The organism is Micromonospora sp. NPDC049151, assembly GCF_040648395.1.
Taxonomy (GTDB): domain Bacteria; phylum Actinomycetota; class Actinomycetes; order Mycobacteriales; family Micromonosporaceae; genus Micromonospora.
On record NZ_JBEZDP010000007.1, the window covers coordinates 123,613 to 148,574 of the forward strand.

General features: G+C 72.8%; 28 protein-coding genes. 21 read left to right on the forward strand and 7 right to left on the reverse strand.

The features are described from left to right. The first annotated feature begins 45 nt into the window (after positions 1–45). The 10 genes from AB0B20_RS10985 to AB0B20_RS11030 all read left to right on the forward strand — a co-directional run bounded on the left by AB0B20_RS10985 (position 46) and on the right by AB0B20_RS11030 (position 6,642). A complete protein-coding gene (locus AB0B20_RS10985) occupies positions 46–252 on the forward strand; it encodes a heavy-metal-associated domain-containing protein (protein WP_357383276.1) in 207 nt (68 codons plus the stop codon). 37 nt (positions 253–289) lie between these two features. Then, positions 290–1,270, forward strand: coding sequence for a hypothetical protein (locus AB0B20_RS10990; RefSeq protein WP_357469917.1), 981 nt, complete (start codon positions 290–292; stop codon positions 1,268–1,270). A 17-nt stretch (positions 1,271–1,287) separates the two neighbouring features. Further along, a complete protein-coding gene (locus AB0B20_RS10995) occupies positions 1,288–3,543 on the forward strand; it encodes a heavy metal translocating P-type ATPase (protein ID WP_357469920.1) in 2,256 nt (751 codons plus the stop codon). A 67-nt stretch (positions 3,544–3,610) separates the two neighbouring features. After that, entirely contained in the window at positions 3,611–3,784 is a 174-nt protein-coding gene (locus tag AB0B20_RS11000; RefSeq protein WP_116511121.1) for a CsbD family protein, read from the forward strand. A 175-nt stretch (positions 3,785–3,959) separates the two neighbouring features. Then, on the forward strand, positions 3,960–4,376 hold the full coding sequence (locus AB0B20_RS11005) for a YbaB/EbfC family nucleoid-associated protein (RefSeq protein ID WP_357469923.1): 417 nt from the start codon (positions 3,960–3,962) through the stop codon (positions 4,374–4,376). After that, complete coding sequence (locus AB0B20_RS11010) at positions 4,376–4,699, forward strand: hypothetical protein (RefSeq protein ID WP_357383285.1); 324 nt, start codon at positions 4,376–4,378, stop codon at positions 4,697–4,699. The genes AB0B20_RS11005 and AB0B20_RS11010 overlap by 1 nt, the downstream gene beginning before the upstream one ends. A 2-nt stretch (positions 4,700–4,701) precedes the next feature. Next, positions 4,702–5,196, forward strand: coding sequence for a hypothetical protein (locus tag AB0B20_RS11015; protein ID WP_357383287.1), 495 nt, complete (start codon positions 4,702–4,704; stop codon positions 5,194–5,196). A 6-nt stretch (positions 5,197–5,202) separates the two neighbouring features. Further along, positions 5,203–5,727 carry an EndoU domain-containing protein gene (locus AB0B20_RS11020; RefSeq protein ID WP_357383289.1) on the forward strand — a complete coding sequence of 175 codons (525 nt, stop codon included), beginning with the start codon at positions 5,203–5,205 and terminating at the stop codon, positions 5,725–5,727. A 5-nt stretch (positions 5,728–5,732) separates the two neighbouring features. Then, positions 5,733–6,167, forward strand: a complete 435-nt coding sequence (locus AB0B20_RS11025) for a hypothetical protein (RefSeq protein WP_357383566.1) — start codon at positions 5,733–5,735, stop codon at positions 6,165–6,167. Positions 6,168–6,198: 31 nt separating this feature from the next. Then, a complete protein-coding gene (locus AB0B20_RS11030; protein WP_357469926.1) occupies positions 6,199–6,642 on the forward strand; it encodes a hypothetical protein in 444 nt (147 codons plus the stop codon). A 10-nt stretch (positions 6,643–6,652) separates the two neighbouring features. On the opposite strand, the gene AB0B20_RS11035 is transcribed toward AB0B20_RS11030, so the two are convergent. The 3 genes from AB0B20_RS11035 to AB0B20_RS11045 all read right to left on the reverse strand — a co-directional run bounded on the left by AB0B20_RS11035 (position 6,653) and on the right by AB0B20_RS11045 (position 9,561). Then, positions 6,653–7,912, reverse strand: coding sequence for a sigma-70 family RNA polymerase sigma factor (locus AB0B20_RS11035; protein WP_357469928.1), 1,260 nt, complete (start codon positions 7,910–7,912; stop codon positions 6,653–6,655). Further along, a complete protein-coding gene (locus AB0B20_RS11040; protein WP_357383568.1) occupies positions 7,909–8,268 on the reverse strand; it encodes a YciI family protein in 360 nt (119 codons plus the stop codon). The genes AB0B20_RS11035 and AB0B20_RS11040 overlap by 4 nt, the downstream gene beginning before the upstream one ends. 102 nt (positions 8,269–8,370) lie before the next feature. Next, positions 8,371–9,561, reverse strand: a complete 1,191-nt coding sequence (locus AB0B20_RS11045) for a DUF2786 domain-containing protein (RefSeq protein ID WP_357383295.1) — start codon at positions 9,559–9,561, stop codon at positions 8,371–8,373. Between the two features lie 126 nt (positions 9,562–9,687). Between AB0B20_RS11045 and AB0B20_RS11050 the strand changes: the two genes are divergently transcribed. Further along, a complete protein-coding gene (locus AB0B20_RS11050) occupies positions 9,688–10,533 on the forward strand; it encodes a DUF3152 domain-containing protein (protein WP_357383297.1) in 846 nt (281 codons plus the stop codon). Between the two features lie 13 nt (positions 10,534–10,546). On the opposite strand, the gene AB0B20_RS11055 is transcribed toward AB0B20_RS11050, so the two are convergent. Both AB0B20_RS11055 and AB0B20_RS11060 read right to left on the reverse strand, forming a co-directional pair. Further along, complete coding sequence (locus AB0B20_RS11055; protein WP_357383299.1) at positions 10,547–10,972, reverse strand: ATP-binding protein; 426 nt, start codon at positions 10,970–10,972, stop codon at positions 10,547–10,549. 38 nt (positions 10,973–11,010) lie between these two features. Beyond that, positions 11,011–11,766, reverse strand: a complete 756-nt coding sequence (locus tag AB0B20_RS11060) for a class I SAM-dependent methyltransferase (RefSeq protein ID WP_357383301.1) — start codon at positions 11,764–11,766, stop codon at positions 11,011–11,013. Between the two features lie 84 nt (positions 11,767–11,850). On the opposite strand from AB0B20_RS11060, the gene AB0B20_RS11065 reads away from it, so the two are divergent. After that, positions 11,851–12,069, forward strand: a complete 219-nt coding sequence (locus AB0B20_RS11065; RefSeq protein WP_026267975.1) for a hypothetical protein — start codon at positions 11,851–11,853, stop codon at positions 12,067–12,069. Positions 12,070–12,077: 8 nt separating this feature from the next. On the opposite strand, the gene AB0B20_RS11070 is transcribed toward AB0B20_RS11065, so the two are convergent. Continuing rightward, on the reverse strand, positions 12,078–12,788 hold the full coding sequence (locus tag AB0B20_RS11070; RefSeq protein ID WP_357383303.1) for a GAF and ANTAR domain-containing protein: 711 nt from the start codon (positions 12,786–12,788) through the stop codon (positions 12,078–12,080). 145 nt (positions 12,789–12,933) lie between these two features. Continuing rightward, positions 12,934–13,383, reverse strand: coding sequence for an STAS domain-containing protein (locus AB0B20_RS11075; RefSeq protein WP_357383305.1), 450 nt, complete (start codon positions 13,381–13,383; stop codon positions 12,934–12,936). Between the two features lie 198 nt (positions 13,384–13,581). Between AB0B20_RS11075 and AB0B20_RS11080 the strand changes: the two genes are divergently transcribed. The 9 genes from AB0B20_RS11080 to AB0B20_RS11120 all read left to right on the forward strand — a co-directional run bounded on the left by AB0B20_RS11080 (position 13,582) and on the right by AB0B20_RS11120 (position 24,946). After that, positions 13,582–14,286, forward strand: coding sequence for a GAF and ANTAR domain-containing protein (locus AB0B20_RS11080; protein ID WP_357383307.1), 705 nt, complete (start codon positions 13,582–13,584; stop codon positions 14,284–14,286). Positions 14,287–14,599: 313 nt separating this feature from the next. Beyond that, positions 14,600–14,689 (forward strand): K(+)-transporting ATPase subunit F, encoded by a 90-nt coding sequence (gene kdpF / locus AB0B20_RS11085; RefSeq protein WP_357323899.1) that lies wholly within the window; start codon positions 14,600–14,602, stop codon positions 14,687–14,689. Continuing rightward, positions 14,689–16,344: a potassium-transporting ATPase subunit KdpA gene (gene kdpA, locus AB0B20_RS11090; protein WP_357469931.1), complete on the forward strand. Its 1,656-nt coding sequence runs from the start codon at positions 14,689–14,691 to the stop codon at positions 16,342–16,344. Before kdpF ends, kdpA begins: the two co-directional genes overlap by 1 nt. Before the next feature lie 20 nt (positions 16,345–16,364). Then, positions 16,365–18,548, forward strand: coding sequence for a potassium-transporting ATPase subunit KdpB (kdpB, locus tag AB0B20_RS11095; protein WP_357383311.1), 2,184 nt, complete (start codon positions 16,365–16,367; stop codon positions 18,546–18,548). Next, on the forward strand, positions 18,548–19,429 hold the full coding sequence (locus tag AB0B20_RS11100) for a potassium-transporting ATPase subunit C (protein ID WP_357383313.1): 882 nt from the start codon (positions 18,548–18,550) through the stop codon (positions 19,427–19,429). The genes kdpB and AB0B20_RS11100 overlap by 1 nt, the downstream gene beginning before the upstream one ends. 80 nt (positions 19,430–19,509) lie before the next feature. Beyond that, the gene (locus AB0B20_RS11105; protein ID WP_357469934.1) at positions 19,510–22,056 is read left to right on the forward strand and encodes a DUF4118 domain-containing protein; all 2,547 of its coding nucleotides are present in this window, start codon (positions 19,510–19,512) and stop codon (positions 22,054–22,056) included. Continuing rightward, complete coding sequence (locus AB0B20_RS11110; RefSeq protein WP_357469937.1) at positions 22,053–22,733, forward strand: response regulator; 681 nt, start codon at positions 22,053–22,055, stop codon at positions 22,731–22,733. The genes AB0B20_RS11105 and AB0B20_RS11110 overlap by 4 nt, the downstream gene beginning before the upstream one ends. A 58-nt stretch (positions 22,734–22,791) precedes the next feature. Beyond that, positions 22,792–23,898, forward strand: a complete 1,107-nt coding sequence (locus AB0B20_RS11115) for a magnesium and cobalt transport protein CorA (RefSeq protein WP_357383319.1) — start codon at positions 22,792–22,794, stop codon at positions 23,896–23,898. An 88-nt stretch (positions 23,899–23,986) separates the two neighbouring features. After that, positions 23,987–24,946, forward strand: coding sequence for an ion transporter (locus tag AB0B20_RS11120; RefSeq protein ID WP_357383321.1), 960 nt, complete (start codon positions 23,987–23,989; stop codon positions 24,944–24,946). The last annotated feature ends 16 nt before the right edge of the window (positions 24,947–24,962 follow it).

Sequence of the window (24,962 nt, forward strand, 5' to 3'; positions counted from 1 at the left end):
AACGTCTCGAACGTACCCCTGGGGGGTATAAGATCGGAGGGCGAGATGGAGAGCACCTACCAGGTGAGCGGCATGACCTGCGGGCACTGCGTCAACTCGGTGAGCACCGAGCTGAGCGCGCTTCCGGGCGTCACCGACGTCCAGGTCGACCTGGCCGGCGGCCGGGTCACCGTCACCAGTCAGGACCCGCTGGACGTGGACGCGGTCCGCGCGGCGGTCGACGAGGCCGGCTACGACCTCGTCGGTGCGTGACGGGTCCGACGGACCCGCGGAAACCGAGGAGACACCAATGAACACGGCGACGAAGCTCAGTGGCTTCGCCCTCGGCCTCGTGGCGGTGTTCGGCGCGGCGTACGGGATCGGCAACCTGGCCGATCCCGTCGCCCCGGCCGCCGAGACCCGCCACGACGACAGCGACAGCGACCACGGGGCCGGCGACGCCGGCCACGGCGACGAGAGCCAGGCGGGCGGCGCTTCCGCGCACCTGCCCGGCGGCCTGCTCGTCTCCGAACGCGGCTACACCTTCCAGCCCGCCGCCGCCCCGGCGGGGCAGTTCGCCTTCCGGATCACCGGCCCGGACGGCGCACCCGTCACCCGCTACGAGGTGGCCCACGACAAGCGCATGCACCTGATCGTCGCCCGGCGGGACCTCTCCGGCTTCCGGCACGTCCACCCGGAGATGGACGGCGACGGCACCTGGCGCGTCGCCTCGCCGGTGGACGGCCCCGGCGTCTGGCGGGCGTTCGCCGACTTCACCCCGGGCGGCGGGGAGCCGCTCACCCTCGGCCTGGACGTCACCGTCCCCGGCGAGCTGGCCGCCCGGCCACTGCCGGCACCGGCGACCAGCACGACTGTCGACGGCTACACGGTCACCCTGACCGGCACGCCGGAGCCGGGCCGGACCAGCCGGCTCACGCTCTCCGTCAGCCGCGACGGGCGGCCGGTCACCGATCTTCAGCCCTACCTCGGCGCGTACGGGCACCTGGTGGCACTGCGGCAGGGCGACCTGGCGTACCTGCACGTGCACCCGGAGGGCACGCCCGGCGACGGGCGCACACCCGCAGGCCCGGCGGTCACGTTCGCCGCCGAGGTGCCGTCGGCCGGGGCGTACCGTCTCTACCTGGACTTCCGGCACGGCGACGCGGTGCACACCGCCGAGTTCACCGTCCTGGCCGGCGACCAGACCGCGCCTGCGCCCGCCGCGCCGGCATCCACCCCCGCACCGACCCCGGACGCCGGACACGGCACCCCGGGGCACGGGCACAGTTGAGCGCCGGAGGTGCCGCGATGACTGCCACGGGAAAGGCGCTGCCCACCGCGCCGAACCTGATCGAACTGGCGATCGGCGGGATGACCTGCGCGTCCTGCGCCGCCCGGATCGAGAAGAAACTCAACCGGATGGACGGCGTCGAGGCGACGGTGAACTACGCCACCGAGAAGGCCACCGTCCGGTACGCCGACGACATCGCGCCGGCCGACCTGATCGCCACGGTCGAGAAGACCGGCTACACCGCAGTGGTGCCGCCGCCGCCCGAGCAGGCGGAGGCGGCAGCGGCCGGGGAGCCGGTGGACGAGCTGCACGCGGCGCGTACCCGGCTCTGGGTCTCCGCCGTGCTCACCGTGCCGGTGATCGTGCTCGCCATGGTTCCGGCCTGGCAGTTCGACTACTGGCAGTGGGCCTCGCTCACGCTGGCCGCCCCGGTGGTGGTCTGGGGCGGGCTGCCGTTCCACCGTGCCGCGCTGGTCAACCTGCGGCACGGCGCGGCGACCATGGACACGCTCGTCTCGCTCGGCACGCTGGCCGCGTTCGGCTGGTCGCTCTGGGCGCTGTTCCTCGGCGACGCCGGCATGCCCGGCATGAAGCACCCGTTCAGCTTCGACATCACCCGCGGCGGCGGCGCCGGCAACATCTACCTGGAGGCCGCCGCCGGGGTGACCGTGTTCATCCTGGCCGGCCGGTACTTCGAGGCCCGATCCAAGCGCACCGCCGGCTCGGCGCTGCGCGCCCTGCTCGAACTCGGCGCCAAGGACGTGGCGGTGCTGCGCGGCGGGCAGGAGACCCGGATCCCGGTCGGGCAGCTCGCGGTCGGGGACCGGTTCGTGGTCCGGCCCGGCGAGAAGGTCGCCACCGACGGTGTGGTCGAGGAGGGCACGTCGGCTGTCGACGCCAGCATGCTCACCGGCGAGTCGGTGCCGGTCGAGGTGGGGCCGGGCGACGCCGTGGTCGGCGCGACGGTGAACGCCGGCGGCCGGCTGGTGGTGCGCGCCACCCGGGTCGGCGGGGACACCCAGCTCGCCCAGATGGCGCGGCTGGTGGAGCAGGCACAGACCGGCAAGGCGGCGGTGCAGCGGCTCGCCGACCGGATCTCCGGCGTCTTCGTGCCGATCGTGATCGCGCTGGCCGCCGGCACGCTCGGCTGGTGGCTCGGCACCGGCTCCGGTACGACCGCCGCGTTCACCGCCGCGGTGGCCGTGCTGATCATCGCCTGCCCGTGCGCGCTCGGCCTGGCCACCCCGACCGCGCTGCTGGTCGGCACCGGGCGCGGCGCGCAGCTCGGGGTGCTGATCAAGGGGCCGGAGGTGCTGGAGTCCACCCGCCGGGTCGACACCGTGGTGCTGGACAAGACCGGCACCGTGACCACCGGGCGGATGGCGCTGGCCGAGGTGCTGCCCGCCGACGGCGAGGACGCCGCCGAACTGCTCCGGGTGGCCGGCGCGCTGGAGGCCGCCTCCGAGCACCCGATCGCGCGGGCCGTCGCCGAGGCCGCGGCCGAGGCCGGGCCGCTGCCGCCGGTCGGGGGTTTCGCCAACGCCGAAGGGCTGGGCGTGACCGGCACCGTCGACGGCCGGACCGTGGTGGTCGGCCGGGCGCGGCTGCTGCGGGAGCGGGGTCTCGACGTACCCGAGGAGGTCGTGCGGGCCGCGACCGGCGCGGAGGCCGCCGGGCGGACGGCGATCCTGGCCGGCTGGGACGGGCGGGCCCGGGGCGTGCTCGCGGTGGCCGACGCGGTGAAGCCGACCAGCCGGGCAGCCGTCGCCCGCCTGCGTGAGCTGGGCCTGAAGCCGGTGCTGCTCACCGGCGACAACACCACCGTGGCGAAGGCGGTGGCCGCCGAGGTCGGCATCGACGAGGTGATCGCGGAGGTGCTGCCCGCCGACAAGGTCGCGGTGGTCGAGCGGCTCCAGGGCGAGGGCCGGGTGGTCGCCATGGTTGGCGACGGGGTGAACGACGCCGCCGCGCTGGCCCGGGCCGACCTCGGCCTGGCCATGGGCACCGGCACCGACGCGGCCATCGAGGCGGCCGACCTGACGCTGGTCCGGGGCGACCTGATGGCCGCCGCGGACGCGATCCGGCTCTCCCGGCGGACGCTGGCGATCATCAAGGGCAACCTGTTCTGGGCGTTCGCCTACAACGTCGCGGCGCTGCCGCTGGCGGCGGCCGGACTGCTCAACCCGATGCTCGCCGGGGCGGCGATGGCGTTCTCGTCGGTCTTCGTGGTGGGCAACAGCCTCCGGCTGCGGCGCTTTCGCCCGATCGGGTGAGGGGATTACGCGGACCGGCGACGGGGTAACCAGTTGTCGTCAGGCAACCGCAACAGTGGAGGTCATCATGGGTCTCGACGACAAGATCGACAACACGTCGCAGGACGCCGCGGGCAAGGTCAAGGAGGGCGTCGGCCGGGCGACCGACAACGAGCGCCTCGAGGCCGAGGGCCGCAACGACCAGGCTGGCGCCAAGCTCAAGCAGGCCGGCGAGAAGATCAAGGACGCCTTCAAGAGCTGAGTACGCGACGCACACACATCACCGGGTCGGCCCACGGGCCGGCCCGGAGTGCTGTGTACGGACGGTGACGTTCCAGAGTGGCGGAGGCCACCGTCCACATCGATCCGGCGGGACCACCGGTGTCGGCTCCGGTGCATAGGATGCGAAGCGACCTCGAATGGGAGGAGCGTCGCGGATGGCCGATCCCGCCGACCCGTCCGGCTTCGGCCGGGTGCTGTCCGAAACCATGGCCGCGCTCCAGCGGCAGACCGCCGCGGGCGAGCAGGTGGCGCCGCCGGAAGGCGTGGGCGAGGCCGCCGACGGCCTGATCCGGGTCACCGCCGGCCCACCCGGGCAGGTCACCGGGCTGACGCTCGACCCCCGCGTGATGCGGATGGCCAGCGAGGCACTCGCCGAGGAGATCGAGGCGGCCGTCAACGCCGCTCTCGCCGACCTGCGGGAGCAGGCCGCCACCGTTCCCGGCGAGGTCGATCTGGGTTCGCTCGGTGAGCAACTGCGCCGCATCCAGGCCGACGCGGGGCGCCAGTTCAGCATGTTCACCGATGCCCTGATGCAGGCACAGGACCGGCTCGCCCGCCAGGACGGGCGCTGATGCCGGTCGAGATCGATCCGGAGCGGCTGGGCGCCTCCGGGTCGGCGCTGGACTCGGTCGCGACCCGGTTTGGTGCGGCGCTCACCGCCTTCCGGGCCGAGCTGGCCGGCTTCGGCCGCCCCTGGGGTTCCGACGACATCGGCTCACTCATCGGCGCCGCCCACGACGAGGTCTCCGCGTTCGCGTTCGAGTGCTTCGACGGCGCGCTCAACGAGATCGCCGCAGCCGGCGCCGACCTCGGCCGGATGGCCGTCAGCTACGCCGAGACCGAGGCGGCCATCACCCGCAACCTCGACGGCCTGCGGCGGATGCTGGGAGGCTGAGCATGGGCATGGAGCTACCCGGCGAGTTGCGGTCGCTGCTCGGCGTTCTCGGCTACACCTGGCCCGAGGCGGACGAGACCAAGCTCTTCGAGATGGGCAACGCCTGGATCCGGTTCTCCGACACCCTCTCCGGGGTGGTGAGCGAGGCGAACACCGGGGCGGCCACGGTCTGGACCCAGCACATCGGCCAGGACATCACCGCGTTCCAGACCTGGTGGAACAAGGAGGACAGCCCCGCCGACAGCCTGCGCGACGGTGTCACCGCCGCCGTGCTGACCGGCACCGGCCTGATCATCTGCGGCGCGATCGTGCTCGCCCTCAAGGTCGCCGTCATCGTGCAGCTGGTCATCCTGGCCGTGCAGATCGCGCAGGCCGTCGCCACCGCGGCGGTCACCTTCGGGGCCTCGCTGCTGGAGATCCCGATCTTCCATACGCTGGCCCGGACCATCGTCGGCAACCTCGTCCAGGAAGCCCTCTGGAAACTCGTCGACGGGTGAGGTGACATGGGCGGCGGTAAAGCAGGCGGCCGGTTGATGCGCGCCGCGTTGCGCTTTCTCAAGCGGACCAAGACGCGCAACCGGCCCGACCGGATGAATCCGCACTTCACCGAGCACGTGTTCGGCGGCCACGTGAAGCCGGGCATGCCCAAGGGGTCGGGCTACCACTACCGGCCCGGCGGTGAGGACTTCCCCGACCGGCGGATCAAGCCGGGCACGACCCAGCGTGACACCCGCACCGGCGTCTACACCGCTGAACCCGAGTTCTTCGACCCCACACTGGACCCGCCGAACGGAAGGTGGAAGGCCAAGGCGGGCAACGGCGGCGTCAGCACGTTCTTCCCCGACCACTGGACTCCGGCACAGGTCGACAACGCCATCCCCGCAGCCTTCCAGAATGCCGTTCCGGCCGGCCCGAACAAGTGGCGCGGGACGTACAAGGGGGTAACGATCGAAGGCTTCTACAATTCGTCCGGCGGGTTCACCCACGGATGGCCTGTCTTCCCGACGGCAGGAGGTGGTCACCCGTGAGCTTCATGCGGTTCGCATACGATCAGTTCGGACTCCCGGTCTTTCAGGCCGGCGACAAGCGCTTCGACGCGCTGGGCTCATGGCTCACCACCGACATCTCCACCCATGCCCTGGTCGCCCTGGACGCGTTGGCCATGCTGGCGGACGTGGCTCAGGGCCGGCCGCCGTTCGAGGAGTGGAGCAGCGATAACTACGAGGTGACCTTCGAGCCGGGGGGCGTCTCCATCAGCAACCAGTGGGTCGACAGCGAGCACGGCCGGTACCCGCTCCCGGAGTTCCGAGAGGCGCTGGAACAGTACTGGGCGTTCCTGCGCAACAGCCCCGACAATCCGCACGTGGTGCGGGAGTTCCACCCCGACCTGCCGCATTGGGAAGCGGCGTTGCTGCGCTGGGAGGAGAAGTGGGGCCGGCCGCACCCGGACCGGGGACGGTTGTTCTGAGCAGGCGGGTCGGGACGGCTCGGCCGCTGCCGTGAGTCCGCTCGCGTTCTCCGACGACGAGTTCCGGTTACCGCTCTATCACGCGGACGACGCACGGTACGAGGCGTTGGGAGCGTGGTTGATCACCGAGATCTCGGTCTCCTTCAACGCCTGCCTTGCCGCGTTGGCCCTGGTCGACGACGCGTCGAACGGCGGGGTTCCCGGCGAGGAGTGGGACAGCGAAGGTTTCGACGTCCAGGTGGACGGCTGTCGCATCAGGTTCCAGAACCAGGTGCTCAAGTCCCAGCACGGCGAGTATTCCGTTCCGGAGGTTCGCGATGCGGTCGAGCGGTACTGGGGCTTCCTGGTCGACAGGCCGGAGCACGCCGACCTGATCCGCGAATATCGCCCGGATCTTCCCTGGTGGCAGGCGGAACTGCTCCAGTGGGAGGAGCGGTGGGGCCGGCCGCATCCGTACCGGGGACGGTTGTTCTGATCGACGCCGGTCAGCCCGGCCGGACTGCGCTGTCGTCGGCCAGGCGCGCCGCGCGTACCTCAAGATGACGCCGCTCCGGCAGGCTCGTGGTGGCCCGCGCGGCGGCCAGGTAGGCGGCCCGCGCCTCCGCGCGGTCGCCGGCCATGTCGAGCAGGTGCGCGCGGACGGCGGTGAGCCGGTGGTGGCCCGAGGTCCGGCCGTCGGCGTCGAGCGTTGCCAGCAGCGCCAGCCCGGCACGCGGCCCGTCCACCATGGCCACCGCGACCGCCTGGTTGAGCGTGACCATCGGGTTCGGCGCGACCCGGGCCAGCACCCGGTAGAGCGCGACGATCTGCCGCCAGTCGGTGTCCCCGGCGGTGGGCGCCTCCGCGTGGACAGCGGCGATCGCCGCCTGCACCTGGTACGCGCCGGGCGCCGACCAGGTGAGCGCTTCGGTCACCAGCGCCACCCCCTCCGCGACGGCGTCCCGGTCCCAGCGGGTGCGGTCCTGCTCGGCCAGCGGCACCAGTTCGCCGTCCGGCCCGGTACGGGCGGCCCGGTGCGCGTCGGTGAGCAGCATCAGTGCCAGCAACCCGGCCACCTCGCCGTCGTCCGGGAGCAGCCGGCGCAGCTCCCGGGTCAGCCGGATCGCCTCGGCGGTCAGCTCGGCCCGGTGCAGCGCCTCGCCGCTGGAGGCGGTGTAACCCTCGTTGAAGATCAGGTAGAGCACGCGCAGCACGGCGGCGAGCCGATCGTCGCGGTCGGCCGGTGACGGCAGCGTGAAGCGGGCGCCGGCCGCCTCGATCCGCTGCTTCGCACGGCGGATCCGCTGGCTCATCGTCGCCTCCGGCACCAGGTACGCGCGGGCGATCTCGGCGGTGCTCAGTCCACCCACGGCGCGCAGCGTGAGCGCCACCTGCCCGCTCACCGGCAACGCCGGATGACAGCAGAGGAACAGCAGCCGCAACGTGTCGTCGGCGCCCGGCGGGTCCTCGTCGGCGGGTGGGGCGACAGTGGCGTACGCCGGCTGCCGCACCGCCACCGCCACCTCGCGTTCCCGGCGGGCGTGCTCGCTGCGCCACTCGTCGGTGAGCCGACGCGTGGCGACGGTGACCAGCCAGGAGCGGGGACGGTCGGGCAGGCCCTGTGCCGGCCACTGCACGGCGGCGGCGAGCAGCGCCTCCTGGACGGCGTCCTCACAGGCGTAGAACTGGCCGTGGCGGCGGACGAGCACGCCGAGGACCTGCGGCGCGAGCGTACGCAGCAGGTCCTCGACCGCAGGTGCCGTCACATCTCCGTCCCTGCCTGATCCATCACCGCGCGCACCTCCAGCACGCCGAAGCCGTGCCGTACGTCCGGCCAGCGCGCGGCGATCTCGGCGGCTCGTTCCGGGGTCTCGCAGTCGACGGTCAGATAGCCGGCGAACTGCTCCTTGCTCTCCATGAACGGCCCGTCGGTGATCTCGACGCCACCGGCGGCCGGGCGGGCCGTGCGGGTCTGCGAGGGGTGGGCCAGCGCCTCGCCGCCGACCAGCTCGCCGGACTCGGTCAGCTCCTTCATGATCTCGTCGACCTCACCGAAGATCGCGGTGCGTTCCGCCTCGGTCAGCTCCTCCACGAAGCCGGGCCGGTTCCAGATCAGCAGCATGTACTTCACTGTGCACTCCTCGGGTGGGGGCCACCGGCGGTGGCGCCTCGCAGACGGGTCGGAGCCGCTCCGCCCGATCCGACATCATCCCCCGGGAGAAGTTCAGCGGCCGCCACGCAGCGGACGGCGTGCCGGGCGGTCGGGGTCGAGCGAGGCGCGGTCCGCCGCGCTGGTGCCGGAGACCCAGCCCTGCTCGTCGCGCACCTGGAGCCGGTGCCGGGTGGTGCCGGGAAAGAGCTGGTCGACCCGCTCCCGGACGGCGTCCGAGCGGGCCGCGAGCACCGGCAGCAGCCGGTCGTCGTCGAGTTCGTCCGCCGCCGCCGCGCTCGCCTCCCGCAGCCGGTCGCCGATGCGCAGCGCGAACGCGTTGAGGAACGACTCGTCGTAACCCTTGGTGCGCCGCCCGCCGGCCCGGCCGCGTTCGCCCCGGCCGCGCAGCATCGCGGCGGTGGCCTGCACGAGCAGCGAGGTGTGCAGCAGCTCGACCGCCGCCAGGTCGGCCGGGAAGCCGAGCACTGTGGCGAAACCCAGGTCGTCGGACCAGACCGACTCGCACCGGTTCGCCGCCGCCACCTCCTGGATGAGCAGCGCCTTCGCGGCCGCGTACGGGGCGTCGACGCCGATCCGCACCCCGCCCGGGGCGCCGGACCGCTCGGCCCCGGCGTCGAGCAGCGCCGCGTCGATGCTGTGCCGGGCCATCAGCTCCTGCGCCTTGGCGGTGAACGCCTCCGCCTCGGCCGGGTAGCCGGTCGACTCGGCCTTGGCGAGCAGCGCGCGTACCCGGTCGAGCATCCGGGAACCGCTCGGTGTCGCGGCGGCGAGTGCGGTGCCGGCCGAGCCGGGTGGCGGCCGGAGCGCCGCGATCGGCGGCAGACCCGCCACCAGCACGACCGCGTCGACCGCGTCCCGCAGCGCGGTGATCCGGTCACCGTCGGCGCGCCGGTCCAGCCAGCCCGCGTCGTCGTCCCAGCGGGCGCCGGTCTCGGCGAGCTGCTCGTCGAACCAGGCCGGTACCGGGGCGGGCAGTGTGCGCCGCTGCGCGGCCATCGCGTCGCGCAGCAGCCGGGCGCCGCGTGGGGTGAGCCGCCGGATGGCGAGCCGGTCCAGGTCGGCGGGCTGCCAGCCACGCGGCCAGAGCCGGCCGACGTCCCGCGTCAGCCGGGCGAGCAGCGCCGCGTCCACCGCCGCGCCGTCGGCCACCACGAGCCCGTCGAGGGCTCGCTCGGCAGCGCGTACGTCGGTGCCGCGCGTGGTCGCGACGGCGGCGTCGAGCAGTCGCTCGGCTGGTGACACGGGTGGCTCTCCCTGGACTCCGACAGGCGGCAGGTCGCCCACCCCGGCACCGACGGTACCCGGCCCACCAGTTCAACCGTCCGGGCCCGCCATCCGTACCCTTGCCCGGAGCGGGCGGCGCGACGGATGGAGATCGACGTGGGTGGGCACGGGCGAGGGCTGCACCGGCGGCGCAGGTCGCGATCAGGGCGGATCCTGGCGGTGGCCCTGGTCGGTGCCGTGCTCGCCACCGGCGGGTACGCCGCGCGGCACCCGGACCTGCTGGGCCGCACCGAGGCGCCGACCGTGTCGGCGGCGGCGAGCGCGCCCGCGCCGGACGCCCGCCGCTCGCCGACTGTCGCGCCGGTCCCGGCGGCCGGCCGGGTGGCCCCCGCCATCGTCTACCCGGCCCGGGGCGCGGGCACGTTCCGCACCGCAGGCACGGCCGGCGCGATCGCCGGGCGCTCCGGTGAGCTGCTGCGTTACCGGGTCGCTGTCGAGGACGGCATCCGGAACGTGGACGTGGAACGCTTCGCCCGGGACGTCGCGGCCACCCTCGCCGACCGCCGGGGCTGGACCGGCGACGGCCGGTGGCGGCTGCAACGGGTGGGCCGCGACGACGCGGCCGACTTCACTGTGCTGCTCACCACGCCGGTGACCCGGGGGCGGCTCTGCGACGACCCGAGCGACCGCTACACGTCCTGCCGCAACGGCGACCAGGTCGTGATCAACGTGGCCCGCTGGGTGTACGGGGTGCCGCACGTGACCGATCTCGACCTCTACCGGCACTACCTGCTCAACCACGAGGTCGGTCACCGGCTGGGCCGCGGCCACGAGCGCTGCCCCCGGGGCGGCGGACCGGCGCCGGTCATGGTGCAGCAGACGCTCGGCCTGCACGGCTGCACCCCGAACGCGTGGCCGCTGGTGGGCGGCGAACCGCTGGCCGGGCCGCCCGGCCAGTACGACGACCCGATCCCGGCCGGGGATCACTGAGCCGGCCGGGCCGTCACCGGGAGAACGAGGCCCAGATGTTCTTGGTCTTGTCGGTGCCGTACCAGCCCACGTCGAGCGAGACCGACTGGGCCAGGAACAGGCCCCGCCCGCCCGAGTCCGTCGGACTGATGTCGGTCAGCTCCGGCACCGAGCTCACGTCGTGGTCGGCCACGTCGAGCAGGAACCGGTCGTCGGTGGCGAGCAACGTGACGATGGTGGGCGGGCGGCCGTGCCGCAGCGCGTTGCTGGCCAGCTCGGTGGCGACGAGCACCACCAGATGCGGCACCTCGTCCAGGTGCTCGCCCTGCACCAGCCCGTGCCGGTTCAGCGCGTCGCGCAGCGAGGCGCGCAGCTCACGGAGATCCTCGGGACTGTCGAGCACCCACTGCTCCAGCTCAGTGGCCTGTGGCGGCGGCGGCGAGGTGCGCAACTGTCCCATGATCTGGCTTTACCCTGCGTAGCCGTTCGTTAAGCAGGTCAGCGCCGCAGAAGCGCGAAGACGCCCCACCCCATGTGTTCACGCTGGAAGCGGACGTAGCGCAGCGGGTCGTCGGTCAGCTCCCGCCGCAGTTCCGGGGCCAGTTCGTCGTCCGGGTTGGCGTCCAGCCAGCGGCGCAGGTTCAGCCAGTGCGCGGCGGCGTACCGGTCCCAGCTGTCCTGGTCGGCGAGGACCATCTCGACCAGGTCCCAGCCGCACTCGCCGAACGACTCGACCAGGCCGGGCAGGTCGCGGAACTCGTCGCGGGACCGGGCGTGCGAGCCGGTGACCGTCTCGTCGTCCGGCGGGTCGCGCCGCCAGTAGGGCTCGCCGACGAGCGCCATGCCGCCGGGCCGCAACGCGCGGCCGAGCAGCTCCAGCGTGCCCGGCACGCCGCCGCCGATCCAGGTCGCGCCGACGCAGGCGGCCACGTCGACCTGCCGCTCCGGGGTGTACGCCCCGGCGTCGCCGTGCACGAAACGTACCCGGTCGGCCACGCCCAGTTCGGCGGCGCGTTCCCGGGCGGCGGCGGTGAAGACGGTGCTGATGTCGACCCCGGTGCCGGTGATCCCGTGGTCGCGGGCCCACGTGCAGAGCAGTTCACCCTTCCCGCTGCACAGGTCGAGCAGGTCGTCGCCGGGCCGCAGCCGGATCGCGCGGCCCAGCGTGGCCAGCTTGACCTCGTCGAACGGGTTGAGGACGCGCAGGTCGCCCTCGCGAATGGTGAACTGGCGCGGCAGGTCCGGTGAGGTCATCCGGGCAGCGTGCCGCCGTACGGCGGGCAGCGGCAACCGATTTGCGTCTGGGCCGTTGCAGGTCTCCTGGGGTACGGTCACGGCATGGTGGTCGAGGAACACTGGTGGAACGGCGTCAGCAACCCTCGCGGACGGCGTGACGTCTACATCCGCACTGACGGAAGCCAGTGGCAGGTCCAGGCGCAGATCGGTGGGGCATCCGGCCGATCCAAGATCCAGCAGTGCCCGAGCCGCGGCTCGGCGAGCATCCTCGCCGGCGCGTGGCGTGCGAGCGGTTCCGGCTGGCGGGCGATGCCGCGCTGACCGCACGCTCAGTCACGAGGGCCGTGCACGGCGCGGTCGACGAGTGACTCGGCGACCTCCCGCAGCTTGCGGTTGGAGTCCTGCGACACCCGGGCCAGGATGGCGAACGCCTCGTCGGCCGAGCAGCGCCGCTGCCCCATGATGATGCCCTTCGCCTGCTCGATCACGGCCCGGCTCTGCATCGCCTCCTGCATCTGCTGCGCCAGCGTCGCCGTGCTCTCGTAGAGGTGGACGTTCGCGAGCGCGATGGCGGCGTACCCGGCCAGCGTCTGCGCGAGATCGACCTGCTGGTCCAGGACGCCGGGGGACGCGCCGTAGATGTTGAGCGCGCCGACCATCGCCTCCTGGATGGGCAGGCCGATCGACAGCGAGCTGGCCGCGCCCGCCTCGTGCGCCCGGGCCGCCCACTCCGGCCAGCGGCTCTCCGCCGCCATGTCCGGCACCAGCATCGCCGCGCCGGTGGTGGCCGCGTCCAGGCACGGGCCGCGGCCCTGCGCGTACTGCCACTCGTCGAGGGTCAGCGCCAGCTCACCGGTGTACGCGGCGGTGTGCGCCTCCGTGCCCTGCACCAGGGTGACCGAGACTTCGGCGGTACCGGGCAGGGTGTCCTTCGCGACCTGGGCGATGGTCGACAACACCACGTCGAGGTCGACTTCGTCGTACTTGATCCGACCGAGTCTGATCAAGGCAGCGGCGAGGTCGGGGTGGGCCTGCGGCATGAGCGGTGACGTCCTTGTGGGAAGCGGCGGGGATCGGCCCGTGGTGACGGGCCAGCGCCCCGATTCCGGCATGGATCGGGACCGGCGCCGCTTCTTGACGCACGTTGGTGACGCCCCGGACGGGACGTCGGCTACCCGGACAACTCTACGACCCGGAGCGGGTGGGTACGACGGGACGTGCCGACCGATCGCCGGCGGCCGGTAGCGCCGGTCGATCGACGACCTCGAACGCGGCGAGCGTGCCGGTGACGGCGAGGACGCGACGGGCCACCGGGGAGGGCCGGTACAGGACCAGCCGCCGGCCGTTTTCGGTGAGCACCCGCCGCGCCAGCACCAGCGCGCTGATGCCGTACGCGCCGAAGAAGGTGACCTCCGACAGATCGATCACCACGAGCGGGGCGGACGCCGCGACGGCGGTCCGCACGAGTTCGGTGAGCAGGTGCGCGTTGCTGAGGTCCACCTCGCCGGCCACCGCGATCCGGGTCACGTCCGCCCCTATGTCGCAGCTCAGCCACATGATCGGCTCGTCCGGCCGGAACGCTCCGGACGCCGTGGGAACCTGATGACAGCCGAAGACCGGCCGTTCGCCCGACATGTCACCTCCGACCTCGGCGTTTCGAGGACGCCCCCGGCGAGACGCGCGGCGAGCGGGAGGGCACATGTCTTGACCCGTTACCAACATACGTCGGCCGGGTGGAGCACGCAGCGTGGGACGCGTTCCGATCCGGCCGTCCCGGGTACCGTCAGCGGAACGGACCGATGCCGACGATCTCCGCCAGGAGAGGATCCCCGCATGGAAGCCCCCCGTATCGACCCCGGTGAAGCGCTCGCGGAGCTGAGCCGGATCCGGCTCGACGAGGTGGCACTCGACGACGTCCTGGCGCGCGTCGCCGACTTGGCGAACCGGGCGGTCCCGGGCAGCGCCGAGGTCTCCGTCTCCCTGGTGCAGGCCGGCGCGAACCGGGCCATCGCCTACACCAGCGACCTGGCCCGCAGCCTCGACGAGTGGCAGTACGCGCACGACGACGGCCCCTGCCTGGACGCCTCGGTCAGCGCGGTGAGCCTCTGCCTGCCCGACCTGGCCGACGAGCCGCGCTGGCCGGGCTGGGCCGCACGGGCCCGCGCGGCGGGGGTGTGGAGCTCGCTGTCGATCGGGCTGCCGATCCAGGAGGCGGTCACCGGGGCGCTGAACATCCACGGCAGCGTCCCGCACGCCTTCGACAAGGCGTCGATCGAGCTGGCGGAGGAGTTCGCCGCGTACGCGGCGGTCGCGCTCGCCAACGCCCACCTCTACGACAGCACCGCGACGCTGGCGCGGCAGATGCGGGAGGCGATGCGCAGCCGGGCCGTGATCGAGCAGGCGAAGGGCATCATCATGGGCCAGCGGCGCTGCACGGCCGAGGAGGCGTTCACGCTGCTGGCCAAGCTCTCCCAGGACTCCAACCGCAAGCTGCGCGAGGTGGCCGAGGCGCTCGTCTCCCGCGCCGCCGCCCGCTGACTCACGCCTCACCGCTCGCCGGGTTCCGCCACCTCCGGGGGATCGCCGCCGCGTCCGACCCGGTGGCCGGGATCACCGGCTCCGGAGGCGGCGTGAAAAGCGCGTCAAGAAACCGCGCTCGCGCGTGATGGTCCCGTCAAAGCCCCTGTCCGTACCGCAGGACCTGGCGTTGTGATTGGCCGGCGCGGCCGGGAGGCGGTCGCGAGGACATCTTCCGCTAGGAGAGATCAGCCGTGTCTGACGTGCTGTTCGTGATGCTGACGGTGGGGCTGTTCGCGGCGCTCGCCCTCGTGGTGAGGGGCGTGGAGAAGCTGTGAGCGCCGTCAACGCCGTCGGCCTGGTGCTGGCGGTCGGCCTGGGCGTGTTCCTGGTCGTCGCCCTGCTGTTCCCGGAGCGCTTCTGATGAGCACGACGACAGCCGGCGTGCTCTTCGTCCTGTCGCTGGTGGTGGCGCTCGTCGCCGTGCACCGGCCGTTCGGCGACCACATGTACCGCGTGGTCGCCGGAACCCGGTCGTCCCGGATGGAGCGGGGAATCTACCGCCTGGTCGGGGTCAACCCGGCCGCCGAGCAGACCTGGGGCGTGTACGCCCGCTCGGTGCTGGCCTTCTCGGCCGTCTCCCTGCTGTTCCTGTACGCGTTCCAGCGCCTGCAGAACCACCTGTGGCTCTCGCTGGGCTTCGACCCGGTGGTGCCGCACGGCGCCTGGAACACCGCCGTGTCGTTCGTGACGAACACGAACTGGCAGTGGTACTCGGGTGAGTCGACGATGGGCCACCTGGTGCAGATGGCCGGTCTGGCGGTGCAGAACTTCGTCTCGGCCGCCGTCGGCATCGCCGTGGCGGTAGCGCTGGTCCGGGGCTTCGCCCGCGGCCGCACCGGCGAGCTGGGCAACTTCTGGGTCGACCTGACCCGGGTCACGCTGCGGATCCTGCTGCCGATCGCGGTGCTCGGCGCGCTCGCGCTGATGCTCGGCGGCGTGGTGCAGAACCTCTCCGGCGGCACCGACGTCACCACGCTGACCGGCGGCGCGCAGACGATCACCGGCGGGCCGGTGGCGAGCCAGGAGGTCATCAAGGAGCTGGGCACCAACGGCGGCGGCTTCTACAACGCCAACAGCGCCCATCCGTTCGAGAACCCGACCGCGTGGACGAACTGGCTGGAGATCTTCCTGATCCTGGTGATCCCGTTCAGCCTGCCCCGGGTCTTCGGCCGGATGGTCGGGCAGAAGCGGCAGGGGTACGCGATCGTCGCCGTCATGGCGATCCTGGCGCTCGCCAGCATCGCCCTCACGAACGTCTTCGAGCTGACCGGCCACGGCACGGTGCCGCAGGCGGTCGGCGCGGCGCTGGAGGGCAAGGAGGTGCGCTTCGACGTGTCGAACTCGGCCACGTTCGCGGCGGCCACCACGCTCACCTCGACCGGCGCCGTCAACTCGTTCCACGACTCGTACACCGCGTTGGGCGGCATGATGACGCTCGGGAACATGATGCTCGGCGAGGTCGCCCCCGGCGGTGTCGGCGCGGGCCTGTACGGGCTCCTGATCCTCGCGGTGATCACGGTGTTCGTGGCCGGCCTGATGGTCGGGCGCACGCCGGAATACCTGGGCAAGAAGATCGGCTCACGCGAGATCAAGTTCGCCTCGGTGTACTTCCTGATCACCCCGGCGCTGGTGCTCTGCGGCACCGCCGCCGCGTTCGCCACCGGCAACGCCTCGACAGCGCTCAACGTCGGGCCGCACGGGCTGTCCGAAGTGCTCTACGCGTTCACCTCGGCGAGCAACAACAACGGCTCCGCGTTCGCCGGCATCACAGTGAACACGCAGTGGTGGAACACCGCGCTCGGGCTGTGCATGCTGCTCGGCCGGTTCCTGCCGATCATCTTCGTGCTCGCGCTCGCCGGCTCGCTGGCCCGCCAGCAGCCCACACCCGCCTCCGAGGGCACCCTGCCGACCCACCGGCCGTTGTTCGTCGGCATGGTCGTCGGCGTCACTGTGGTCCTCGTCGCGCTCACCTTCCTTCCCGCACTCGCGCTCGGCCCGCTGGCCGAAGGGCTGTGACCACCATGAGAGACAAGGACATGACCGCACCTGTGCAGACCGCCGACGCGCCGGCCCTCGGCGAGACACCGGCCCCCGGCACGCCGGGCCGCCGGGTCGGCGGCGGGCTGCTCGACCCTCGCCAGTTGATCGCGTCGCTGCCGGACGCGCTGCGCAAACTCGACCCGCGCACGCTGTGGCGCAACCCGGTGATGCTGATCGTGGAGATCGGCGCGCTGTTCACCACTGTGCTCGCGGTGGCCGACCCGTCGGTCTTCGCGGTCTCGATCACCGTCTGGCTCTGGCTCACCGTGATCTTCGCGAACCTGGCCGAGGCGGTCGCCGAGGGACGCGGCAAGGCGCAGGCCGACACGCTGCGCCGGGCCAAGCAGGACACCGTCGCCACGCGACTCGTCGGCTGGACGCCGGGCGCCGCCGCGAACGCGTACCGGGACGAGGCGGTGCCCGCGCCGCAACTGCGGCAGGGCGACGTCGTCCTGGTCGAGGCCGGGCAGGTCATCCCGGGCGACGGCGACGTGGTCGAGGGCATCGCCAGCGTCGACGAGTCGGCGATCACCGGCGAGTCCGCCCCGGTGATCCGGGAGTCCGGCGGCGACCGCAGCGCGGTCACCGGGGGCACCCGGGTGCTCTCCGACCGGATCGTCGTCCGGATCACCCAGAAGCCGGGCGAGAGCTTCATCGACCGGATGATCGCGCTGGTCGAGGGCGCCAACCGGCAGAAGACGCCGAACGAGATCGCGTTGAACATCCTGCTGGCCGCGCTGACGATCATCTTCCTGCTCGCCGTCGTCACGCTCCAGCCCATGGCGATCTTCGCGAAGGGCTACCAGGCCGCGGCGCCTGACACCGCCGCGATCACCGACTCCGGCGTCACCGGCGTCGTACTCGTGTCGCTGCTTGTCTGTCTCATCCCGACCACCATCGGCGCGTTGCTGTCCGCGATCGGCATCGCCGGCATGGACCGGCTCGTGCAGCGCAACGTGCTGGCGATGAGCGGCCGGGCGGTCGAGGCGGCCGGCGACGTCAGCACGCTGCTGCTGGACAAGACCGGCACGATCACGCTCGGCAACCGGCAGGCCGCCGAGTTCCTGCCGGTGACCGGCGTGGACGCGGCCACGCTCGCCGACGCGGCGCAACTGTCCAGCCTGGCCGACGAGACCCCCGAGGGCCGCTCGGTGGTGGTGCTGGCGAAGAACGGGTACGGGCTGCGCGAGCGCGAGCCCGGCCTCATCCCGCACGCCACGTTCGTGCCGTTCACCGCGCAGACCCGGATGAGCGGCGTCGACCTGGACGCCGACGGCGGCGTCCGGCACGTCCGCAAGGGCGCCGCCGCCGCGGTGACGAAGTGGGTACGCGAGAACGGCGGCCACCCGACCGAGCAGGTGGGCGAACTGGTCGACGCGATCAGCGGCAGCGGCGGCACGCCGCTCGTGGTGGCCGAGCACACCGCCGGGGAACCGGCCCGGACGCTCGGCGTCATCCACCTCAAGGACGTGGTGAAGGCCGGGATGCGGGAGCGCTTCGACGAGATGCGCCGGATGGGCATCCGGACCGTGATGATCACCGGCGACAACCCGCGTACCGCGAAGGCGATCGCCGACGAGGCGGGCGTGGACGACTTCCTCGCCGAGGCCACGCCGGAGGACAAGCTCGCCCTGATCAAGAAGGAACAGGAGGGGGGCCGGCTCGTGGCGATGACCGGCGACGGCACGAACGACGCGCCCGCGCTGGCCCAGGCGGACGTCGGCGTCGCCATGAACACCGGCACGTCGGCCGCGAAGGAGGCCGGCAACATGGTCGACCTCGACTCCGACCCGACCAAGCTGATCGAGATCGTGGAGATCGGCAAGCAACTGCTGATCACCCGGGGCGCGCTGACGACGTTCAGCATCGCCAACGACATCGCGAAGTACTTCGCGATCATCCCGGCCATGTTCGCCGGCATCTACCCGTCGCTGGACCGGCTCAACATCATGCGCCTGGAAAGCCCCGAGTCGGCGATCCTCTCCGCAGTCGTCTTCAACGCGGTGGTCATCGTGGCGTTGATCCCGCTGGCGTTGCGCGGCGTGCGCTACCGCCCGGCCGGCGCCTCCACGTTGCTGCGCCGCAACCTCCTGCTCTACGGCCTCGGCGGCATCGTGGTGCCGTTCGCCGGCATCAAGCTCATCGACCTGCTCGTCCAGTTCGTCCCGGGGATCTCGTGATGCGCCTTCCCAGTTGGCTCTCCCAGCACCTGGCCGCCCTGCGCGCGGTGCTCGTCTTCACCGTGCTGCTCGGCCTGGTCTACCCGCTCTCCCTGGTCGCCGTGGGCCGGCTCCCCGGCCTCGACGGCAGGGCCGACGGCTCGCTGCGCACCGTCGGCGGACGGACCGTCGGCAGCTCGCTGATCGGCCAGTCGTTCACCGACGCGGACGGCAACCCCGTACCGCGCTACTTCCAGTCCCGCCCGTCGGCCGCCGGGGACGGCTACGACCCGACCTCGACGGCGGCGGGCAACCTCGGCCCGGTGAGCGTGGTGGACACGCTCACCGGCGACCCGGAGACCTCGGCGCAGAGCCTGCTCACCCAGGTCTGCGCCCGCAGCAAGGCGGTCGGGGAACTGGACGGCGTGGACGGGCGGCGCCCGTACTGCACGCCGGACGGGGTGGGCGCGGTGCTCGCCGTGTTCCGCGCCGACGGTCTCACCGGCCGGATCACCCGCGTGGTGAGCGTCAACCAGGCCGCATCCGCCACACCGTTCGTCGCCACGTGGCAGGGCGTGCCGGTGGAGGCGGCCCGGCCCGGCCACGACTACGTGGCCGAGGGCGGCATCGTCACACCGGTACGCGGGGACGGTCCGGCCCGGCCCGCCGTGCCGGCCGACGCGGTCACCGCCAGCGGCAGCGGCCTCGACCCGCACATCTCCCCGGCGTACGCGGAGATCCAGGTGGCCCGGGTGGCGCGGGAGCGCGGCGCGGACCCGGCTGCGGTACGGCGGCTGGTCGCCGAGCACACCACCGGCCGGGCGCTGGGCTTCATGGGCGAGCCCGGTGTGAACGTGCTGGAACTCAACCTCGCGCTGGACGAGGCGTTCCCGGCGCGCTGACGGAGGCGTTAAGAAGGGCCCCCTTCACCTCGCGAGGCGTTAACAGGGGGCCCTTCCTTGCGCTCAGGGAGGATGGGGGCGTGGGCAGGGGTGAACTGCGGATCTATCTCGGGGCCGCCCCGGGCGTCGGCAAGACGTACGCGATGCTGGAGGAGGCCCAGCGCCGGGCCGAGCGCGGCACCGACGTGGTGATCGGCCTGGTCGAGACGCACGGCCGCCGGCACACCGCCGAGATGATCGGCGACCTGGAGACGGTGCCGCGCCGGTCGACGACCTACCGGGGCGTCGAGTTCACCGAGATGGACCTGGACGCGGTGCTGGCCCGGCGGCCCGAGGTCGTGGTGGTGGACGAACTGGCCCACACGAACGTGCCCGGCTCCCGTCACGACAAGCGCTGGCAGGACGTGCGGGCGTTGCTCGACGCCGGGATCAGCGTGCTCTCCACCGTCAACGTGCAGCACCTGGAGTCGCTGAACGACGTGGTCGCGCAGATCACCGGCACCACCCAGCGGGAGACCGTGCCGGACCAGGTGGTCCGGGCCGCCGAGCAGGTCGAGCTGGTGGACATGACGCCGGAGGCGCTGCGCCGCCGGATGGCGCACGGCAACATCTACCGGCCCGACAGGATCGACGCCGCGCTGGGCAACTACTTCCGGGTCGGCAACCTCACCGCGCTGCGCGAACTGGCGCTGCTGTGGCTGGCCGACAAGGTCGACGAACAGCTCGACGCGTACCGCGCCCAGCAGGGCATCTCCGACACCTGGGAGGCGCGGGAACGGGTGGTCGTCGCGCTGACCGGCGGCCCGGAGGGCGAGACGCTGATCCGCCGGGCCGCCCGGATCGCCGCCCGCAGCAAGGGCGCCGACCTGCTCGCCGTGCACGTCGCGCGCAGCGACGGGCTGGCCGGCGCCGACCCGGCCCAGCTGGCCCGGCAGCGGGTGCTGGTGGAGAGTTTGGGCGGCACGTACCACCAGGTGCTCGGCACCGACATCCCGGCGGCGCTGCTCGACTTCGCCCGGGGTGTCAACGCCACCCAGCTCGTGCTCGGCGCGAGCCGCCGGGGCCGGTTCGCGCAGGTGTTCGCGCGGGGCGTGGGGGTGACCACCACCGCGCTGTCCGGCCCGATCGACGTGCACCTGGTCACCCACCCGCAGGCGGGGCGCGGGCGCCGGGGCACGGCGGTGCCCGCCGCGCTGTCCCGGCGGCGACGGCTGATCGGGTACGCGCTCGCGCTGCTCGGCATGCCGGCGCTCACGCTGCTGCTGCGGACGCTGCCCGATCTCACCCTGACCAACGACATCCTGCTGTTCCTCGCCGGTGTGGTGGGCGTGGCGCTGGTCGGCGGGCTGTGGCCGGCGCTGGTCGCCGCGCTCGGCGGCTCGCTGCTGCTCAACTGGTTCTTCACCCCGCCGTACCGGACGCTCACCATCGCCGAGGCGGACAACCTGCTCGCCCTGGGTGTGTTCGTCGGCGTCGCCATCGCGGTGAGCTGGGTGGTCGACGTGGCGGCCCGGCGTACCCGGGAGGCGGCCCGGGCCTCCGCCGACGCGCAGACGCTGGCCACCGTCGCGGGCAGCGTGCTGCGCGGCGAGCGACCGCTGCCCGCGCTGCTGGACCGGCTGCGGGAGACGTTCGGGCTGCGCGCGGTGAGCGTGCTGGAGCTGACCGACGAGGGCGGGGGCCGCCCGGCGCGTGCCCGGGAGGCGGACGCCTGGCGGGTGGTGGCGAGCGTCGGCGACCGGCCGCCTGGCAGCCCGAGCGCGGGGGAGACGGTGGTGCCTGTGGACGACCGGCTCAGCGTGGTGCTCGCCGGGCGGCGGCTGGAGGCGGCCGACCGGCGGGTGGTCGAGGCGTTCGCCGCGCAGGCCGCCGTCGCGCTGCGCCAGGAACGGCTGGCCGAGGAGGCCGCCACCGCCCGCCCGCTGGCCTCCGCCGACCGGATGCGGACCGCGCTGCTCGCGGCGGTCAGTCACGACCTGCGTACGCCACTGGCATCCGCCAAGGCGGCGGTGAGCAGCCTGCGCAGTCACGACGTCGAGTTCGACGCGGACGACCGGGAGGAACTGCTCGCCACCGCCGACGAGTCGCTGGACCGGCTGGGCCGGCTGGTGGCGAACCTGCTCGACATGAGCCGGTTGCAGGCCGGCGCGCTGGGCGTGCGCGCCACAGCGATCGGGCTGGAGGACGCCGTACCCCTGGCGCTCGACGAACTGGGTGCGGCGGCGGCCGAGGTGACCACGGACATCCCGGCCGACCTGCCGGCGGCGCTGGCCGACCCGGGCCTGCTGGAGCGGGTGCTCGTCAACATCGTGGCGAACGCGCTGCGGCACAGCCCGCCCGGGCGGCCGCCGGCGATCACCGGCAGCGCGCACGCCGGACAGGTCGAGCTGCGGGTGATCGACACCGGGCCGGGCATCCCGGCGGACCAGTGGGAGCACGTCTTCCTGCCGTTCCAGCGCCTCGGCGACCGGGACAACCAGACCGGGGTGGGTCTGGGGCTGGCGCTGTCCCGGGGACTGGCCGAGGCGATGGGTGGCAGCATCACCCCGGAGACCACGCCCGGTGGCGGTCTCACCATGGTGCTGCGGCTGCCGGCCGCCAGCCAGCCGGAGGGGCAGCGGGAATGACCCGGATCCTGGTCGTCGACGACGAGCCGCAGATCCTGCGCGCCCTGCGGATCAACCTGCGCGCCCGGGGCTACGACGTGCAGGTGGCCGACAGCGGCGCCGCCGCGCTCAAGGCCGCCGCCGGGCACCCGCCGGACCTGGTGGTGCTCGACCTCGGCCTGCCCGACCTGGACGGCACCGAGGTCATCCGGGGCCTGCGCGGCTGGACCGGTGTGCCGATCATCGTGCTCTCCGGCCGGGCCGGCAGCGAGGACAAGGTGGCCGCGCTCGACGCGGGCGCCGACGACTACGTGACGAAGCCGTTCGGGGTGGACGAACTGCTGGCCCGCATCCGCGCGGTGACCCGACGGCTCGCCGCCGCCTCGCCCGCCGTGCCCGCGCTGCGGATCGGCCGCCACACCGTCGACCTGGCCGACCGGACCGTCACCCGGGACGACGGCGTCGAGGTCAAGCTCACCCCCACCCAGTGGGCCATGCTGGAGAAGCTGCTGCGCAACCCGGGCAAGCTGGTCAGCCAGCGCCAGTTGCTGCACGACGTGTGGGGACCGGAGTACCACCACGAGACGAACTACCTGCGGCAGTACATGGCCCAGCTGCGGCGCAAGCTGGAGGACGACCCGGCCCGGCCCCGGCACCTGATCACCGAGCCGGGCATGGGCTACCGCTACCGCCCCTGACGTTTGCGCGGGCGCCGGCGGGGGATTCGGCGAGCCGGTCGGGCGGCGGGGGAGGGGCATGGCGGACAACCGGTCCTCGGAGGGGTTCGGCCGGCAACTGGACGAGCACGCCATCGACGCCGGCGTGGCCGAACCGGAGCGCCCCGACGGGCTGGTCGACAGCGGCGTCTACGTCGGCGGCGTACGCCGGGCGTCGCCGGTCAGCCTCGCCGACACGTTCCGCTGCCTGCAACAGCTCGACGACGCGATGGCCTGGATCGGGCTGCGCCGGCCGGGCCGGGAGGAGGTGGCCACGCTGGCCGCCGAGTTCCAGCTCCCCGACCTGGCCGTCGAGGACGCGATCAACGCCCACCAGCGTCCCAAGCTGGAACGCTACGGCGACACCCTGTTCGTGGTGCTGCGCGCCGCCCGCTACCTGGACGCGCGGGACGCGGTCGAGTTCGCCGAGCTGCACCTGTTCCTCGGCCCCGGTTTCGTGATCACCGTGCGGCACGGCGGCACGCCCGACCTGGCCGGCGTACGGCGGCGGCTGGAGGCCGAGCCGGAGGTGCTCGCGCTCGGCCCGGAAGCCGTGCTCTACGCCGTGCTGGACCGGGTGGTGGACGGCTACGCGCCGGTGGTGGCCGGGCTGGAGAACGACATCGACGAGATCGAGACCGAGGTGTTCGGCGGCGACCCGAACGCCAGCCGCCGCATCTACGAGCTGAGCCGCGAGGTGATCCAGTTCCAGCGGGCCGCCCGGCCGCTGCTGAAGGTCGTGGACGAGCTCACACACGGCTTCGACAGGTACGGCACGGACGAGGAACTGCGCCGCCGGCTGCGTGACGTGGCCGACCACCTGACCCAGGTGGTGGAGCGGGTGGACGGGTTCCGGCATCTGCTCCAGAACATCCTCACCGTCAACGCCACGCTGGTGTCGCAGGCGCAGAACGAGGAGATGCGCAGCCTGACCGCGGCGAGCTTCGAGCAGAACGAGGAGATCAAACGGGTCTCCGCGTGGGCGGCGATCCTGTTCGCGCCGACCCTGATCGGCACCGTCTACGGGATGAACTTCACCCACATGCCGGAGCTGGGCTGGCGGTACGGCTACCTGTTCGCGATCGTCCTGATGCTCGCCGTCTGCGGCGCGCTCTATCTGCTGTTCAAGCGCCGCGGCTGGCTGTGAGCCGGGCCGGGCCGGAGCACCGGTCATCGGTGATCCACTAAAGTGTCCGGGTGGCTACCCCCTGTCGTTCGCGTGTCCTCCGGCCTCGGTGCTCCGGAGCGGAACGCTGATCGGGGACACGGTTCCGGCGCCGCGCGGCGGACGCCGGACCAGCGACGGAAGACGAGGGCTGGCCGGCCACTGTGCCCGGCTCGTCGCGTCCCGGCCGTTCGAGGTGGCCATCGTGGTGCTCATCATGGCCAACGGGATCGTGCTGGGCATCGAGACGTACCCGAACCTCGGCGCCGCCGAGCCGGTGCTGCGGTGGACGGAGTGGACGTTCCGGGCGATCTTCGTCGTGGAGATCACCATCCGGGTGCTCGCGTACGGCCGCCGCCCGCAGGACTTCTTCCGGCACGGCTGGAACGTCTTCGACCTGCTGGTCACCGCGGCCATCTTCATCCCGGGCCTGCGCGGCGACTCGGCGGTGCTGCGGTTCATCCGGGTCGCCCGCGTCCTGCGTCTGGTCCGCTTCTCACCCGGTCTGCGGACCATCGTCAACGCGCTGTGGCGCAGCCTGCCCGGCGTCGCGGCCTTCCTCGCGCTCGCCGCCGTCACGCTCTACGTGTACGGCATGGCGGGCTGGCTGATCTTCGGTGACCGTTACCCCGAGCAGTACGGCGACATCGGCCGCTCGCTCGTCACGCTGTTCGTGCTGCTGTCCCTGGAGACGCTGCCGGACCTGCTGGAACAGGGTCTGGAGGTGTCGCCGTGGACGCTGCTCTACTACGTCAGCTTCGTCATGATCGCGGTGAACCTCCTGCTGAACATCCTCATCGCCGTCATCGTCAACTCGATGGAGGAGGCGCGCCGGCTGGAGATGACCGAAGGGCTGGCCCCGGACTACGACGAAGACGGCGACGGGATCCCGGACGAGGTGGACCGGATCGCGATCAGCCAGCGCCTGGACGACCTCCGCATGGTGATCGCCGAGCTGGAACGGGAACTGCGCATCGACCGGGAGGAGCCGCCGGGCGCTGCCCGCCGCCGCCAACACTCGGACCACTGATCAGTGGCGGTCATGA

What these genes read in the sequence shown, in the direction of transcription:
- AB0B20_RS10985 (WP_357383276.1), top strand. Translation starts at nt 46, where the DNA reads ATGGAGAGCACCTACCAGGTGAGCGGCATGACCTGCGGGCACTGCGTC.
- AB0B20_RS10990 (WP_357469917.1), top strand. Translation starts at nt 290, where the DNA reads ATGAACACGGCGACGAAGCTCAGTGGCTTCGCCCTCGGCCTCGTGGCG.
- AB0B20_RS10995 (WP_357469920.1), top strand. Translation starts at nt 1,288, where the DNA reads ATGACTGCCACGGGAAAGGCGCTGCCCACCGCGCCGAACCTGATCGAA.
- AB0B20_RS11000 (WP_116511121.1), top strand. Translation starts at nt 3,611, where the DNA reads ATGGGTCTCGACGACAAGATCGACAACACGTCGCAGGACGCCGCGGGC.
- AB0B20_RS11005 (WP_357469923.1), top strand. Translation starts at nt 3,960, where the DNA reads ATGGCCGATCCCGCCGACCCGTCCGGCTTCGGCCGGGTGCTGTCCGAA.
- AB0B20_RS11010 (WP_357383285.1), top strand. Translation starts at nt 4,376, where the DNA reads ATGCCGGTCGAGATCGATCCGGAGCGGCTGGGCGCCTCCGGGTCGGCG.
- AB0B20_RS11015 (WP_357383287.1), top strand. Translation starts at nt 4,702, where the DNA reads ATGGGCATGGAGCTACCCGGCGAGTTGCGGTCGCTGCTCGGCGTTCTC.
- AB0B20_RS11020 (WP_357383289.1), top strand. Translation starts at nt 5,203, where the DNA reads ATGGGCGGCGGTAAAGCAGGCGGCCGGTTGATGCGCGCCGCGTTGCGC.
- AB0B20_RS11025 (WP_357383566.1), top strand. Translation starts at nt 5,733, where the DNA reads ATGCGGTTCGCATACGATCAGTTCGGACTCCCGGTCTTTCAGGCCGGC.
- AB0B20_RS11040 (WP_357383568.1), bottom strand. Translation starts at nt 8,268, where the DNA reads ATGCTGCTGATCTGGAACCGGCCCGGCTTCGTGGAGGAGCTGACCGAG.
- AB0B20_RS11050 (WP_357383297.1), top strand. Translation starts at nt 9,688, where the DNA reads ATGGAGATCGACGTGGGTGGGCACGGGCGAGGGCTGCACCGGCGGCGC.
- AB0B20_RS11055 (WP_357383299.1), bottom strand. Translation starts at nt 10,972, where the DNA reads ATGGGACAGTTGCGCACCTCGCCGCCGCCGCCACAGGCCACTGAGCTG.
- AB0B20_RS11060 (WP_357383301.1), bottom strand. Translation starts at nt 11,766, where the DNA reads ATGACCTCACCGGACCTGCCGCGCCAGTTCACCATTCGCGAGGGCGAC.
- AB0B20_RS11065 (WP_026267975.1), top strand. Translation starts at nt 11,851, where the DNA reads ATGGTGGTCGAGGAACACTGGTGGAACGGCGTCAGCAACCCTCGCGGA.
- AB0B20_RS11070 (WP_357383303.1), bottom strand. Translation starts at nt 12,788, where the DNA reads ATGCCGCAGGCCCACCCCGACCTCGCCGCTGCCTTGATCAGACTCGGT.
- AB0B20_RS11075 (WP_357383305.1), bottom strand. Translation starts at nt 13,383, where the DNA reads ATGTCGGGCGAACGGCCGGTCTTCGGCTGTCATCAGGTTCCCACGGCG.
- AB0B20_RS11080 (WP_357383307.1), top strand. Translation starts at nt 13,582, where the DNA reads ATGGAAGCCCCCCGTATCGACCCCGGTGAAGCGCTCGCGGAGCTGAGC.
- kdpA (WP_357469931.1), top strand. Translation starts at nt 14,689, where the DNA reads ATGAGCACGACGACAGCCGGCGTGCTCTTCGTCCTGTCGCTGGTGGTG.
- kdpB (WP_357383311.1), top strand. Translation starts at nt 16,365, where the DNA reads ATGACCGCACCTGTGCAGACCGCCGACGCGCCGGCCCTCGGCGAGACA.
- AB0B20_RS11100 (WP_357383313.1), top strand. Translation starts at nt 18,548, where the DNA reads ATGCGCCTTCCCAGTTGGCTCTCCCAGCACCTGGCCGCCCTGCGCGCG.
- AB0B20_RS11110 (WP_357469937.1), top strand. Translation starts at nt 22,053, where the DNA reads ATGACCCGGATCCTGGTCGTCGACGACGAGCCGCAGATCCTGCGCGCC.
- AB0B20_RS11115 (WP_357383319.1), top strand. Translation starts at nt 22,792, where the DNA reads ATGGCGGACAACCGGTCCTCGGAGGGGTTCGGCCGGCAACTGGACGAG.